13 protein-coding genes are annotated in these 13,806 nt (G+C 63.8%); 7 read left to right on the top strand and 6 right to left on the bottom strand.

Going from position 1 to position 13,806, the window contains the following annotated elements; all coding sequences use genetic code 11:
• Positions 1 to 6 precede the first annotated feature (6 nt).
• Positions 7 to 570: a flavin reductase family protein gene (locus IVB26_RS28320; protein WP_247968393.1), complete on the top strand. Its 564-nt coding sequence runs from the start codon at positions 7 to 9 to the stop codon at positions 568 to 570.
• Between the two features lie 24 nt (positions 571 to 594).
• Here IVB26_RS28320 and IVB26_RS28315 read toward each other — a convergent pair whose 3' ends face one another.
• Positions 595 to 1,503: an NAD(P)-dependent oxidoreductase gene (locus IVB26_RS28315; protein ID WP_247968392.1), complete on the bottom strand. Its 909-nt coding sequence runs from the start codon at positions 1,501 to 1,503 to the stop codon at positions 595 to 597.
• Positions 1,504 to 1,669: 166 nt separating this feature from the next.
• Between IVB26_RS28315 and IVB26_RS28310 the strand changes: the two genes are divergently transcribed.
• From IVB26_RS28310 to IVB26_RS28285, 6 genes are all read left to right on the top strand, one after another.
• Complete coding sequence (locus IVB26_RS28310; protein ID WP_247968391.1) at positions 1,670 to 2,653, top strand: ABC transporter substrate-binding protein; 984 nt, start codon at positions 1,670 to 1,672, stop codon at positions 2,651 to 2,653.
• A gap of 76 nt (positions 2,654 to 2,729) precedes the next feature.
• Positions 2,730 to 4,424 carry a dihydroxy-acid dehydratase gene (gene ilvD / locus IVB26_RS28305; protein ID WP_247973287.1) on the top strand — a complete coding sequence of 565 codons (1,695 nt, stop codon included), beginning with the start codon at positions 2,730 to 2,732 and terminating at the stop codon, positions 4,422 to 4,424.
• A gap of 82 nt (positions 4,425 to 4,506) precedes the next feature.
• A complete protein-coding gene (locus IVB26_RS28300; RefSeq protein WP_247968390.1) occupies positions 4,507 to 5,352 on the top strand; it encodes an ABC transporter ATP-binding protein in 846 nt (281 codons plus the stop codon).
• Positions 5,349 to 6,134, top strand: a complete 786-nt coding sequence (locus IVB26_RS28295) for an ABC transporter permease (RefSeq protein ID WP_247968389.1) — start codon at positions 5,349 to 5,351, stop codon at positions 6,132 to 6,134. The genes IVB26_RS28300 and IVB26_RS28295 overlap by 4 nt, the downstream gene beginning before the upstream one ends.
• Positions 6,134 to 6,898 carry an ABC transporter permease gene (locus IVB26_RS28290; RefSeq protein WP_247973286.1) on the top strand — a complete coding sequence of 255 codons (765 nt, stop codon included), beginning with the start codon at positions 6,134 to 6,136 and terminating at the stop codon, positions 6,896 to 6,898. The genes IVB26_RS28295 and IVB26_RS28290 overlap by 1 nt, the downstream gene beginning before the upstream one ends.
• A 37-nt stretch (positions 6,899 to 6,935) precedes the next feature.
• The gene (locus IVB26_RS28285; protein ID WP_247968388.1) at positions 6,936 to 7,982 is read left to right on the top strand and encodes a M29 family metallopeptidase; all 1,047 of its coding nucleotides are present in this window, start codon (positions 6,936 to 6,938) and stop codon (positions 7,980 to 7,982) included.
• Here IVB26_RS28285 and IVB26_RS28280 read toward each other — a convergent pair.
• Genes IVB26_RS28280 through IVB26_RS28260 form a run of 5 tightly spaced genes read right to left on the bottom strand, consistent with a single transcriptional unit; the run spans position 7,979 to position 13,697 of the window.
• Positions 7,979 to 8,971, bottom strand: a complete 993-nt coding sequence (locus tag IVB26_RS28280) for a 3-hydroxybutyryl-CoA dehydrogenase (RefSeq protein WP_247968387.1) — start codon at positions 8,969 to 8,971, stop codon at positions 7,979 to 7,981. The genes IVB26_RS28285 and IVB26_RS28280 overlap by 4 nt on opposite strands.
• 3 nt (positions 8,972 to 8,974) lie before the next feature.
• Positions 8,975 to 10,063 carry an NAD/NADP-dependent octopine/nopaline dehydrogenase family protein gene (locus IVB26_RS28275; protein ID WP_247968386.1) on the bottom strand — a complete coding sequence of 363 codons (1,089 nt, stop codon included), beginning with the start codon at positions 10,061 to 10,063 and terminating at the stop codon, positions 8,975 to 8,977.
• Positions 10,060 to 11,595 carry a class I adenylate-forming enzyme family protein gene (locus IVB26_RS28270; protein ID WP_247968385.1) on the bottom strand — a complete coding sequence of 512 codons (1,536 nt, stop codon included), beginning with the start codon at positions 11,593 to 11,595 and terminating at the stop codon, positions 10,060 to 10,062. The genes IVB26_RS28275 and IVB26_RS28270 overlap by 4 nt, the downstream gene beginning before the upstream one ends.
• Before the next feature lie 2 nt (positions 11,596 to 11,597).
• On the bottom strand, positions 11,598 to 12,887 hold the full coding sequence (locus IVB26_RS28265) for an acyl-CoA dehydrogenase family protein (protein WP_247968384.1): 1,290 nt from the start codon (positions 12,885 to 12,887) through the stop codon (positions 11,598 to 11,600).
• A gap of 12 nt (positions 12,888 to 12,899) precedes the next feature.
• Positions 12,900 to 13,697 carry an alpha/beta fold hydrolase gene (locus IVB26_RS28260; protein ID WP_247968383.1) on the bottom strand — a complete coding sequence of 266 codons (798 nt, stop codon included), beginning with the start codon at positions 13,695 to 13,697 and terminating at the stop codon, positions 12,900 to 12,902.
• Between the last annotated feature and the right edge of the window lie 109 nt (positions 13,698 to 13,806).

Raw genomic sequence — 13,806 nt, 5'->3', positions numbered from 1 at the left:
CGGCTGATGAATGATCTGCCGAAGCAGCCGCGTGTTCCTGATCCCGCCAACGAGTTCGCGAGCGATAGCTCGCAGATCGATCCTCGCGACTTTCGCAACGCGCTCGGAACCTATGCAACGGGCGTGACGATCATCACGGCGGCAGCGCCCGACGGCAAGCCCTACGGGCTAACCTGCAATTCGTTCGCCTCGGTGTCGCTGAATCCTCCGCTGGTCCTGTGGAGCCTGGTCGTCTATTCCTCGAGCCTGACCATCTTCCAGAATGCCAGCCATTTCACGGTCAACGTGCTTGGCGCTTCGCAGCAGGCGCTTGCGAGCAAATTCGCCAAGTCGTCAGACGACAAGTTCACCGGTGTGGACTGGACGCCGGGCCTCGGCGGGGCGCCGGTGCTTGCGGAGAGCGTTGCCAATTTTCAATGCCGCTCCGTGAATCGCTATTATGGCGGCGACCACGTGATTTTTCTCGGCGCGGTCGAGGCCTATACCTACAATACGCAGGAGCCGCTGCTTTTCGCGCAAGGGGCGTTCGGCCGATTTCTCGCGGACGACGAGCGCAAGAAGACGCCTTAGCGTGCTCAGGTCGCGCTCGATGGCTTAGCGCTCTGCCGCTGAAAGCTTGTAAAGCTCCAGCGCGTCCGCTTCCGCGCCGCGCGCGGCCTTGGCCAACCTGAAAAGTTGCCCCGCAAGCGAGGCCATCGGCACTGGCGTCGACGTCGCCTGTGCGACGTCGGCAACCGTATCGAGATCCTTGAGCATCGTGGCGATGTGACCGAGAGGCGGGGAGTGAATGCCCTGGACCATTCGCGGCACGAACAGCTGAAGCGGGATGGAATCCGCAAAGCCGCCGGCGAGCGCTTCAGGCAATCGGTTGGCGTCAATTCCGGCGTTGACGGCCAGGCGCGTGGCCTCCGCGAGGACGGCCATCGCGCAACCGACGATGACCTGATTGCAGAGTTTTGTGGTCTGACCGGCCCCGATGGGACCCATGTGGGTGAATCTGCGCGCCATGGCCAGAACGTAGGGCCGCACCCTCTCGATGTCGGCCGCTTCTCCACCCGCCATGATGGCGAGTGTGCCTTCCTCGGCGCCCTTCGTCCCGCCGGAAACCGGTGCATCGATCCAGTCAGCGCCATTGGCGTCTTTCAGTCGCTTTGCGAGATCTCGCGCGGCGTCGGGATGTATCGACGAGAAGTCGACGACAAGCTTGCCTGCGCCGGGCGCCGCTGCCAGCCCCTCGGGCCCGAAGATCACCTCTTCGACCGCCGCCGCATCGGTCACGCACATGAAGGCGATATCCGAGTTCACCAGGAGATCGCGCGGCGTGACTGCGCGCTTGGCACCGGCTTCGATGAGCGGAGCCACCTTGCCCTCCGAACGGTTCCAGACAGTGACCTGAGCGCCGGCCTTGAGCAGGCGTCGGGTCATCGGCGTTCCCATCAGCCCCAGGCCGAGATAGCCAAGCCTCTCGACGCCTTGCGGGTTCGCCTTGCTCGCATCAGCCATAGGTTGCCTCCTTCTGTCGCAGCGCAACGCCGCTTTACCATACATTGCGCGCCTAACGGCGAAACCGCCCGGCTCGCATGGCTTGCCTGATTGTTTGAACCATGAAACATTTGCGGCAGTCGGATTGGGTGGCGCCGGTCGGCGCCGGAGCAGCGGAGTGGGCACGATGCGGACCGTTTCGAAGTGGATCATGGCTTTTGGGACGGCGGCCGCGGTGAGCGCGGCGGCGAGCCCATCGTGGGCGCAGCAGACGATCCGCGTGGGCTGGACGATTCCAGCCGAGGAATCCAAATACTGGATGATGCGCCGTCCGGCTGAGTTTCCCAATCTCGGCAAGACCTACAACATCGAATGGACCCAGTTTCAGGGCACCGCGCCGATGACGCAGGCCTTGGCAGCCGGCGCGCTGGACTGCGCGACGCAAGCGCCCTTGTCGCTCTCCAATGGGGTGGTCGGCGGCAATCTCAAAGCCTACATCGTTGCGCAGCACGTGTTCGAGAAGCCCGGCGGTTTCTCGGTCTATTGGGCCGTCAAGGATGACTCGCCCATCAAGACGATCGCCGATCTCAAGGGCAAGACGGTCGGCATTTCCGTGATCGGTGGCGGCACGCAAGGGCCGTTCAATCTGCTCCTGAAGCAGAATGGTGTCGATCCGACCAAGGATATCAAGCTGGTCGAGGTCGGCTTTGCAGTCTCCGAGGACGCGCTGCGCCAGGGCCGCGTCGATGCGGTCAACATGAATCAGCCGTTTGCTGCGCGCGCGGAAGCGAAGGGCGGCACCAGGAAGCTGTTCTCCCTGTCGGAGGCCATGCCGAATATCGTGCACATCCTGGAAGCCTGCCGCGCCGATTTCGTCGACAAGAACCCGGAGCAGGTCAAGGCCTATGTCCGCGATATCACCTCGGGCATGAAGAAGGCGCTGGCGAACCGAGAGGAGACGCTGAAAGTCGTCAATGAAGTGCTGAAGGCGCCTATCCCGGTGCTCGAAACCTACCTGCTCAAGGACAACGACTTCGGCCGTGATCCAGGCGCAGCGCCGAACTTCCCCGCGATCCAGAAGATGCTGGACATCTACGCGGAGACCGGAATGCTGCCGAAACTGGATGTCGCGCAGTTCAAGCATCCGACGATCGTCGCTCCGCTTCAATAGACGACCGAGCGGGCGATCCGGCCGAGGATATCGCGGCGTCCCGGATCCTCCGGATGAGGCACAAAAAGATGCACGCATGAAGAAGTTGCGATCACGAGTCACGACAGACGGCCTCGACCGGGCCCCGCACCGGGCCTTCATGCGTGCCATGGGGCTCGACGACGCTGCGATTGCGAGGCCGATGGTGGGCGTCGTCAGCATGAAGGGCGAGCAGACGCCCTGCAATATGACCCACGACTTCCAGGTGGCCGCTGCCAAGACCGGAATCGAGGAGGCCGGCGGCACGCCGCGCGAATTCTCGACCGTGTCGGTTTCCGACGGCATCAGCATGAACCACGAGGGAATGAAGTTCTCGCTGTTCTCGCGTGAACTGATCGCCGACTCGATCGAGGCCGTCGTCCATGGTCTGGCCTATGACGCGTTGATCGGATACGGCGGATGCGACAAGACACTTCCCGGCGTGATGATGGGCATGGTTCGTTGCAACGTGCCGTCCATCTTCATCTATGGCGGTAGCTCGCTGCCGGGCCGCGCGGACGGACGCACGCTGACGGTGCTCGACTCCTATGAGGCGGTAGGCAGCTTCATGACCGGCGAGATCGACGGCGCCACGCTCGAGCGGATCGAGCGCGCCTGCCTGCCGACGATCGGTGCGTGCGCCGGCCAGTTCACCGCGAACACCATGGGCATGGTCTCGGAGGCGATGGGGCTGACCATCCCCAACGTCTCAATGGTGCCCGGCGTCTATGCGGAGCGTGCGCAAATCTCGCGACGGGCCGGGCGCCTGATCATGGAGATGCTGGAGCGCGGCGGGCCGTTGCCACGCGACATCGTGACGCGGAAATCCCTCGAGAACGGCGCGGCGATCGTTGCGGCGACGGGCGGCTCGACCAACGCCGCGCTGCATCTGCCGGCGATCGCGAACGAAGCCGGCATTGCATTCGGGATCGACGATGTGGGCGAGGTTTTTGCCCGGACGCCGCTGATCGGAAATCTGCGGCCCGGTGGCAAATACACGGCAAAGGACGTCTACGACATCGGCGGCGCCGCTGTGGTCATTCGAGAGCTGATCGCGAGCGGTCATATTGATGGTAGCTGCATCACCATTACGGGCCGCACGCTTGCTGAAGAATACGGCGCGGCGAACGCGCCGGATGGGGAGGTGGTTTACGCGTCTAGCGCGCCGATCATGCCTGACGGAGGCGTCGCGGTGCTGAAGGGAAATCTCTGCCCCGATGGCGCGGTGATCAAGGTCGCTGGCCTGAAGAGCCAGTACTTCGAAGGCGTCGCGCGCGTGTTCGAAGATGAGGAAGCCTGTGTCAAAGCGGTTCGTGATCGCAGCTACAAGGCGGGCGAAGTTCTCGTGATCCGAAACGAGGGGCCGGTCGGCGGCCCCGGCATGCGTGAGATGCTCGGCGTCACCGCGCTGATCTACGGGCAGGGCATGGGCGAAAAGGTGGCGCTGATCACCGATGGACGGTTCTCCGGCGCGACCCGCGGCATGTGCATCGGCTACGTGGCTCCCGAAGCATTTGTCGGCGGTCCGCTGGCGCTCGTCCGCGACGGTGACAGGATCCGGATCGATGCCGCGAACCGGCGGATGGATATCCTGCTCGATGAGCAGGAACTCGCCGCGCGGCGTCGGGATTGGAAGCAGCGCCCGCCGCGTCATCGTGCAGGTGCGCTTGCTAAATATGCGCGACTGGTTGGGCAGGCGCCCAGTGGAGCCGTTACGCATCAAGGGCCGGCAGAATGGCCGTGGTTCGAATGACGCATCGCACAGGTGCGAAAACGGCCGCCTGTCTGGCAGGTTTCTTGCTAAGCTCGTGCCTCACGGTGAGGCGAGCGACGGGATGACGGTAGTGCCTGCGAGATCGAGCGAATGGGTGAGACCGGTGACGTCACGAGAGCCGGCTTCTGCGATCATCGAGATCGACCGCGTCTCGCAGGTCTTTCAGACCTCGGCGCGCAAGAATCATGTGGCGCTTTCGGACATCTCGCTGACGATCGAGGAGGGAGCCTTCGTCTCCATCCTTGGTCCGTCCGGTTGCGGCAAGTCGACACTGCTTTATATCGTCGGCGGTTTTGTCAGCCCGACCCATGGCACGGCTAAGATCAAGGGCCATGCGATCACGGGGCCCGGTCCGGATCGCGGACCGGTGTTCCAGGAGTTTGCCCTGTTCCCCTGGAAGACCGTACTGGGCAATGTGATGTACGGCCCGCGGCAGCAAGGTGTACGCGCCGCCGAGGCGGAAGCGCAGAGCCGGACCTTGATCGAGATGGTCGGCCTCAAGGGCTTTGAGAATTTCTACCCCAAGGAATTGTCGGGCGGCATGAAGCAGCGCGTCGCGCTGGCGCGGACGCTCGCCTACCATCCCGAAGTCCTGCTGATGGACGAACCGTTCGGTGCGCTCGATGCGCACACGAGGACGCGCCTGCAGAACGACCTTCTCAACATCTGGGAGCGCGACCGCAAAACGGTGCTGTTTGTCACCCATTCGGTCGACGAGGCCGTCTTTCTCTCCGACAAGGTCGTGATGATGTCGAAATCACCCGGCCGCATCCGGCAAGTGATCGACATCGATCTGCCGCGTCCGCGCCGCCGCAACGAGCTGTTGCTCGACCCGCGTTATCAGAAGTACGTCGTCGACATCGAGCGAATGTTCGATGAAGGCGACGAAGGCGGTCCCATCTCATGATGTCGCCGGCCGCCTTGATCAGACGGGGCGCTCCGGTGCTGGCCTGCATCGGATTGCTGGCAGCGTGGCAGGTCGCCTCGCTTGCGCTGAAGAACGACAGCTTCCCGACGGCAATCGAGGCAATCCGCGCCATTCCGGATATTCTCGGCGACAAGGAATCCCTGATCAACATCCTGGCCTCGCTTCGCCGCATGGCGATCGGGTTTGGCGTCGCGGTGCTGGTTTCGATTCCGCTGGGCCTGCTGATGGGGCGCAGCCGGGGCGTTGCGGCTTTTTTCAATCCACTCTTGATGGTGATTTATCCGGTGCCGAAGGCCGCCTTGATGCCGATCATCATGCTTTGGCTGGGCGTCGGCGACGTCACCAAGACATTGGTGATCTTCCTGGGCGTCAGCCTACCCGTGATTTATCACAGCTTTGAAGGCGCAAAGGCGGTCGAAGAGAAGATGCTGTGGTCGGGAGCCGCGATGGGGCTTTCGCCCGCACAACGCCTGGTGCGCATCGTGCTACCCGCGGCGCTGCCGGAAATCCTGACTGGATGCCGCACTGGATTGGTGCTGGCGCTGATCACGATGATCACCAGCGAGATGATCGCCCGTCAGTCGGGCGCCGGCAACATCCTGTTCAATGCGCTCGACATGGGCCAGTATGATACCGTCTTTGCGATGATCATCATCGTGGGTGCGATGGGAATCTGCATCGACGCGATTTTCGAAAGGGTTCGTGCCAGACTGGTGCCCTGGTCCGAGCCTCAATTCGACATGCCGCTGAGCTTCTCGTGATGCCGCGCCTTGTCTCCGCAAACGTCTTTCTTGGGATTGCCCCGATCGTGCTGATCGTCGCGTTGTGGCAAGGCCTGGTGTCGTTCGGCTTCGCGCCCGCGGTCCTGCTGCCGCCGCCGGGCTTCGTCTTCAGCCGGCTGCTCCAGCAACTCGTGACGTGGACGTTTCAGCAGGAGATCGCGGCAACCCTGATCCGGCTGTTTGCAGGGTTCGCGATTGCCGTCGTGCTAGGTGTCTGTATCGGCATTGCCGCCGCCGCCAGTCCCGCCATCAACGCCGTGGTTCGGCCGATCGTTCGCGTATTGGCGCCACTGCCCAAGGTTGCGCTCTATCCGGCACTCCTGCTTTTGCTCGGCTTCGGCCACGGGTCGAAGATCACGTTGGTGGCTGCGGACGCACTTTTCCCTATTCTGTTGTCCACCTACTACGGTGCGTCGACCGTCGAACAGAAGCTGATCTGGTCGGCGATGGCGGCGGGAACGCCACGCACCGAAATCCTCTTCAAGGTGGTGTTGCCGGCGGCGATGCCGTCGATCCTGACCGGATGCCGGATCGGGCTTGTCATTTCCTGCATCGTGGTGTTTCTGGCGGAGATGATCACGTCGACTGACGGGTTGGGGCACGCGCTCGTGACCGCGGCGCGAACCTTCCAGGCCGTCGACATGTTCGTGCCGCTGATCACGATCTCGCTGCTGGGGTTGATCCTGAACGCCCTGCTCGGGGCGCTGCGCTCGTATCTGCTACGGGGCTTTCCCGAAGCGTGAACTGACCAAGAAGAAACCAGACGACCGGGAGTGAACCATGCTGGCTGATCGCATCGAGGCAAAATGGATCGACGCATTTTGCGAGATCTTTGAACGCTGCGCCGTCAAGGCCGGCGATACCGCCGCGATCCTCTCGGAAACCCAGTCGCGTGCGCTGAACGTGCATCTGGCTGAGCTCGCGCTGCTGCGGATGGGCGCGCGGCCGTTTCATGTGGTGATGCCGACACCGCGCAACCGCAATATCGTGCCGGTGCGATCGACCGGCGCGAGCGAGGCGATCCAGCGCCTCGGCCCGGTCATCACCGCGCTGCAGCAGGCCGGCTTTGTGGTGGATTGCACCATTGAGGGCCTGATGCACGCGGTGGAGACGCCCGAGATATTGAAGGCCGGCGCGCGGATCCTGGTGATCTCCAACGAGCATCCCGAAGCGCTGGAGCGGATGGTGCCGGATTCTGCGCTCGAGAAGCGCGTTCGTGCAGCGGCCAAGATGTTGCGCGGGACCAAGCGGATGCGGGTGACGTCGAAGGCGGGCACGGCGCTCGATGTCGATATGGTCGGCGCGTCCACTGTCGGCGTGTGGGGCTGGACCGACAAGCCCGGCACGCTGGCGCATTGGCCGGGTGGCATCGTCGTCAGCTTCCCCAAGAGCGGAACGATCAACGGCACGCTGGTGATGGCGCCCGGGGACATCAATCTCACCTTCAAGCGGTACCTGACGTCGCCCGTGAAGATGACCTTGAAGGACGACTATGTCGTCGAGCTGGAAGGCGAGGGCACGGATGCCGCGATGATGCGCGCCTATCTCGCCGCCTGGGGCGATCGTGAGGCCTACGCCGTGTCGCATGTCGGCTTTGGCATGAACCCCGGTGCGCGCTATGAAGCGCTGTCGATGTATGACCAGCGCGACACCAACGGCACCGAGATTCGCGCCGTCTCCGGCAATTTCCTGTTCTCGACCGGCGCGAACGAATTCGCCGGCCGCTACACGGCGGGGCATTTCGACCTGCCGATGATGGGAACGACGATCGAGCTCGACGGCGTTGCCGTGGTCCGGGAGGGCGTGCTCCAGGACGTCTTTGGCTAGTCGCGATCGAGCACCGGGGGGCGCGCCAGTCCGAAGTGACGAAGCAGGTCGACCATCGCCTGCAGCCGCTTTGCGCGATAGGCGTCGACGTCCATGCCGGAATAATCGAGAAAGCCTGCGCCCGTGCGCAGCCCGATCCGGCCTTCGTGCATATTGCGGGAAATGACGTCCGGCGCCCGATAGCGCTCGCTGCCGAGCGCGCCTTCGAGATACCGGCTCGCGTAGTACAGGATGTCGCCGCCACCCCAGTCGATGAATTCGAGCAGGCCGAGCACGGCGTAGCGGAAGCCGAAGCCGTAGCGGATCGCCTTGTCGATCTCCTCCGCACTGGCGACGCCTTCCTCGACCATGCGTGCGGCCTCGTTCATCGCCAGCGCCTGGATGCGCGGAACGATGAAGCCCGGCGTCGCCGCGCAGACGACAGGCATCTTGCCGATGCCTTCGAGCAGAGCTTTGACTTCGTCGATAATGGCGGGATCGGTGGCTTTGCCGGGCGAAACCTCGACCAGCGGGATCAGATAGGCCGGGTTGAGCCAGTGCACGTTGAGAAAGCGGCGGGGATTCACGATCGCGCCGGATAGATCGTCGACGAGAATGGTCGACGTCGTCGAGGCGATGATCGTATCCTCGCTGACCTGCCTTGAGGCTGATCCCAGCACCTCGCGCTTGAGCTCGACGACTTCGGGAACGCCCTCGAAGACGATCCCAGCGTCGGATAGCGCTTCACCGCTTTCGCCGGCCGACACCACCGAGACCCGCGCGATCAGCGGATCAATATCCGCTTCGGTCAGCAGTCCCAGCTTCGACAGGCTGGCAAAGGTCTTGCCGACTTCGCCCAGCGCGTCCGCTTTCAGCTTGGCGAACTCCTCCGCGGAACGTAGCTTGACGTCGATCATCGTGACCCTGTGTCCCGCATAAGCGAATGCGACGGCAATGCCGCGCCCCATGCGGCCGGCCCCCAGACAGGCGATATTGACGCGATTGGTCATCGATCAGAATCCATTGCGAAGCAGCGTCTGCAATTCAGCCTTGCTGAGATTGTCGAGCCCCAACGTTTGAAGCGTTCGGCCACCTCGCGCAAAATCCTCGCCGCAGACCGCACCACCGATCGACAGGAACGCATTGGCCAGCGGTGTGGCCACGCCAGCCAGGCCGGCGACGGACACCAGCAGAGACAACCCAAGCCGCAAATCCTCACGCATGTAGCGATGCTCGGTCAGCACGATCCGTTCGCGCCAGTCACCGGATTCGGTCAGCCGGTCGTGTGACCCGCGGCCATACATCCAGATCTCGCCTTCCTTCGCGTAATGATGAGCGAGCGGGAAATGTGGCGCACCGTAGCCGAGCGCCTCGCGGACCGCGATGCGTTCCGCGTCGAGTGCGTCGGTGACCCGACGGATCGCGGCTTGCGTGCCTTCCTTGTGAATGTCCCAGCGCTCGAAATGCTCGATTGGACCGGCGTTCATCACGATTAACGGCGGGTGGATGATGGGTCCTGCATTCATCAGCGCTCCGGACAGCGCGTCGCCACACGGTTCGATCACGTCCGGGAAAGCGCGTCCGATGACTTCAAGTGCATGCGGCATCTGGTCGAGCGGGAACACGCCGACCGGAAGCCGCTTGGCGCGGATGGTGACCGCGACCTCGAATGGTCCGTGCTTGCGGGTGAGCCACGGCAATGTGCCGGTTTCGGCAAAGCTCGCCTTCGCATGGTTCCCGGCATCCCGCGCAGCCTGCGCGAGGATCATCGAGCCGAATGTCGCCGGCGGCAAGAATACGACCTGACCGTCCCGCAAATGCGGGGCGAGCAGGCGGGCAATGTCTGCTTGCGCGAAGGCCGGAGCGGGGCACAGGATCAGCTCCGTGCCGTCCACGGCCTCGGCCATATCGGTCGTGACCAGCGCGAGCGTCACGTCATGGCGGCCGTTGTGATCCCTCACCAGGATGCGCGAGCCGGCGGCGCGATGCGCGGCGACCTGATCGGCATCGCGGCGCCACAGCCGGACCTCATGCCCCGACAGCGCAAAATCGCCTGCAGCCGCGAAAGAGCCGTTTCCCCCGCCCAGAACCGCAATCTTCAAGATGCTTCTCCTTGCGCGCGGGACTGCGCATCAAGTTGTTTCAGCAGGAAATGCTGGACCTTTCCCAGCGCCGTGCGCGGCAGGTCGGTGACGAAGACGATGTCGCGCGGCACCTTGTAGCGGGCGAGTTGCGCCTGGAGATGGGCTGTCAGCTCGTTCGCTTCGAGCCGGCAGCCGGATCGGGGGATGACATAGGCGATCGGGACCTCGTCCCAGCGCGGGTCCGGCCGGCCGATCACGGCGCATTCGCTGACATCGGGGTGTTCGAGCAGGACGCGCTCGACCTCCGCCGGGTAAACGTTCTCGCCCCCCGAAATGATCATGTTCTTCTTGCGGTCGCGCACCCAGAAATAGCCGTCGGCGTCGCACAAGCCGATATCGCCGGTGCGATACCAGCCGTCGTGCAATGCGTCGCGCGTCGCGGTCTCGTTACCCCAATATTCGAAGAACACGTTGGCTCCGCGCACCGCGATCTCGCCCGGCGTGCCCGCTGGCACCTCGTTGCCGGAATGATCGACCACCTTCGCTTCGCAGCACAGGCCGGCAAGGCCGGTCGATCCCGCGCGCGAAAGGTCGCCGCCAAGCCGCGTGTAGACCGCGATCGGGCAGGTTTCGGTCGAGCCGTAGACCTGAAGCACCGGGACATCGCGCGCGAGGAAACGCTCGATCAGGTGCGGCGGCACGATGGTCGAGCCGGTGGCGACGGCCTTGAGCGACGAAAGATCCGCAGTCGCCCAGGCGGGATGCTCGCTCACTGCCTGGATGATCGCAGGCACCATCACGGTGAGTGTCGGCCGTTCCTGTTCGATGGCCGCAAGCGCAGTTTCCGGCGCAAAACGCGCGTGGACCGTGACGGTCGCGCCAAGCTGCAGCGCGGGTGTCGTCTGGATATTGAGGCCACCGACGTGGAAGAATGGCAGCACGGTCAGCACATGGTCATCGGACGTCATGTTGTGCATGTGCTGGCTCATCACGCCATTCCAGAACAGCGCCTCCTGGCGCAGCACCGCGCCTTTCGGTCGCCCGGTTGTTCCTGATGTGTAGACGATGAGCAGCGGGCAGGAGAGATCGGTGTGCGGATTTCGGCTGGTGCCGTCGCTGCGCGTCAGCAGGCTTTCCAATGTCGTGCCGCGAGGCGGCGCAAAGTCGAGGCCGACGACCGCCGTCCCCGGCGCGGTCCGCCCGAGCTCGGAAACAACGCCCTCAAAGGCCTGCTCGAGCACCAGCACCTTGGCGCCTGCGTCATTGAGAATGAAGAGTTGCTCGGCGACGGCGAGGCGCCAGTTCAGCGGCACCAGCATCGCGCCAAGTCGCGCGCAGGCATAAAGCAGAACCAGATAGTCCGGCCGATTCAGACTGAGGATGGCAACGCGGTCGCCGCGGCCGACGCCGATCTGCTGCTTCAATGCCGTAGCGGTCCGCTCGATGCGCGCGGCGAAAGCCGCATAGCTCAGCCGTTCCCCTTCGAAGGCAATGGCCGTCTTGTCTGGCGCGAACGCCGCGTTGCGATCGATCAGACTGCAAAGGTCCACGATCAGTCGTCCGTCTCGCCAGCCTCATACAGCGCCTCGCGTCCGATCCGGTCGAGGCACAATTCGGCAGTCCAGGGCAGCATCAGCGAGCCGCAGCGGCTGTCGCGATAGATCCGCTCCAGCGGCAGCGAGCGAAGCATGGCCTGACCGCCGCAGGTGCGGATCGCGAGCGCGGCGAGCTCGTTGGCGCCCTCCATCACCGAATATTGCGCGGCATAGGCTCGCAGCACCTGTTCCTTGCTCGGATTGGCGCACGCTTCGGTGACGGCCTGGAACCAGATCGCCTTGATCTGTTCGAGCTTGATCTGCATCTGCGCGACCGCGATCTGCTTGGTCGGGTACATCCGCCGCTTGACCGGCGGCATGCCCGGCACTTCGCCGCGCAAGTATCGCACGGTGAAATCGTAGGCGGCTTGCGCCAGGCCCATATAGGTCGGCGACAACGTCAGGAACATGTGCGGCCAGCGCATCGCGGCCTGGAAATAGACGCCGCGCGGCATCAGCGCAGAATCGCCAGGTACAAACACATCCTTGAAAAGAAGCGTCCGCGAAACCGTACCGCGCATGCCGAGCGGATCCCAGTCGCCGACGACCGAGACGCCGTCCGATTTGGCGGAGATGGCGAGATAAAGCGTGTTGCGGCGCGATGCCTTCTCGCCTTCCTCGATCTCGGTGCAAAGCACGCCGTAATAGTCGGCGTGGCCGGAGAGCGATGCAAAGATCTTCTTGCCGTTGACGATCCAGCCGCCTTCCACGGGTTTTGCTTCCGTGCCGAAGGCGACGCCGCCGGCGGCGGCCGCACCACCCTCCGAGAAAGGCTGCGAATAGATCGCGCCGTCATCGATGATGCGGTTGTAGTGCACCGCCCGACGCCGCTCGTGCTCAGCCCGGGTTTCGGCGTCCATGTCGAGGTCGTCGGCGAGTGGGCCCGACCACAGGGTCGAGCAGACATGCATGTTCCAGGTCAGCGCGGTCGCACCGCAATAGCGGCCGATCTCGGCCGCCGCCAAGGCGTATGTCTGGTAGTTCGCGCCGAGCCCGCCGTGTTTCTTGGGAACGGCGATGCCAAGCAGGCCGACGCGGTGCAGGTCGCGGTAGTTCTCGACCGGAAAGATCGCCTCGCGATCGTAAGCGGCGGCGCGAGCGGCGAACACGCTCTGGCCGATCTCGCGGGCGCGCGCGATGATGCCGGCCTGCTCGTCGTTCAGGCGGAATGCGACGGGATCGAAGATCGGCGCATCCAGCGCCACCTTGTTACTCGCGCCGATGGTCTTGCTGACTTGCATGGTCATCGCGTCGTCACCTTACGCTTTGGTCGTAACGGAATTCAGGAAGCGGCCAAGCGCTTCGTCGAAGGCATCGGGACGCTCGAGGTTGGCGAGATGGCCGACGCCGGGCAGTTCGACATATTCGGCGGAGGGGATGTAGCTCGCCGTTTTCGCCATCATCGGTGCCGGCGCGTTGTTGTCCTTGGACCCGGACAGCAGCAACGTCGGAACGGAGATGTCCTTGAGCGTGCTGCGCTGATCGAACCCGATCAAGGCTAGCATCATGGCGCGATAGCTCGCCTCCGGCACGCTTGCCATGCACTCGCGCGCAAGCTCCATTCCCTTTGGATCCGGATCGTCGCCGACGAGTTCTTTCACCAGCGACGGCGCCAGCGATTTCATCGTCTCGCCGCGATCGAGTGGCCCGAGCCGCGCCGCAATGAACGACTTCTGCCAGTCGCCATCGGCCTTGCCGAAGGCGGGGCTGGTCTGCGCCAGCACGACCGCGCGAGCCGGTTTCGGGGACTGTACCAGCCATTTCTGGACGATCATGCCGCCGATCGAGTGGCCGACGAGAATGGGTCTGGTTGCCCCGAGTTGCTCGATGAATTGCTGGAGCGCCTGCGCCAGGGCAGCGATGCTGACGCTGGCAAGCGGCGCCGATCCGCCATAGCCCGGCATATCCCACGCGATGGCGCGGAAGCGGCGCCCGAATGTGGCAAGCTGGCGCCGCCAGGCTCGCGCAGCGCCACCGATGCCATGCAGGAAGATCAGAGGTGTCGCGTTCGGATCGCCCGCGGCTTCATAGGAGAAGCGTCCGTCCTTTGTTATCATTGGCGCAGGCTGCGACACGCGACATCCTTTTGCTCGGCGCTGTGATGCTAACAGGCCTGTGGGGGATGGGAAGCAATAATTTTATACTTAAAGCAATTTTCGGGCCGCC

The organism is Bradyrhizobium sp. 195 (genome assembly GCF_023101665.1).
Taxonomy (GTDB): domain Bacteria; phylum Pseudomonadota; class Alphaproteobacteria; order Rhizobiales; family Xanthobacteraceae; genus Bradyrhizobium.
Note: the sequence above shows the minus strand (reverse complement) of the source record. Positions and strands in the feature narration are given on the sequence as shown.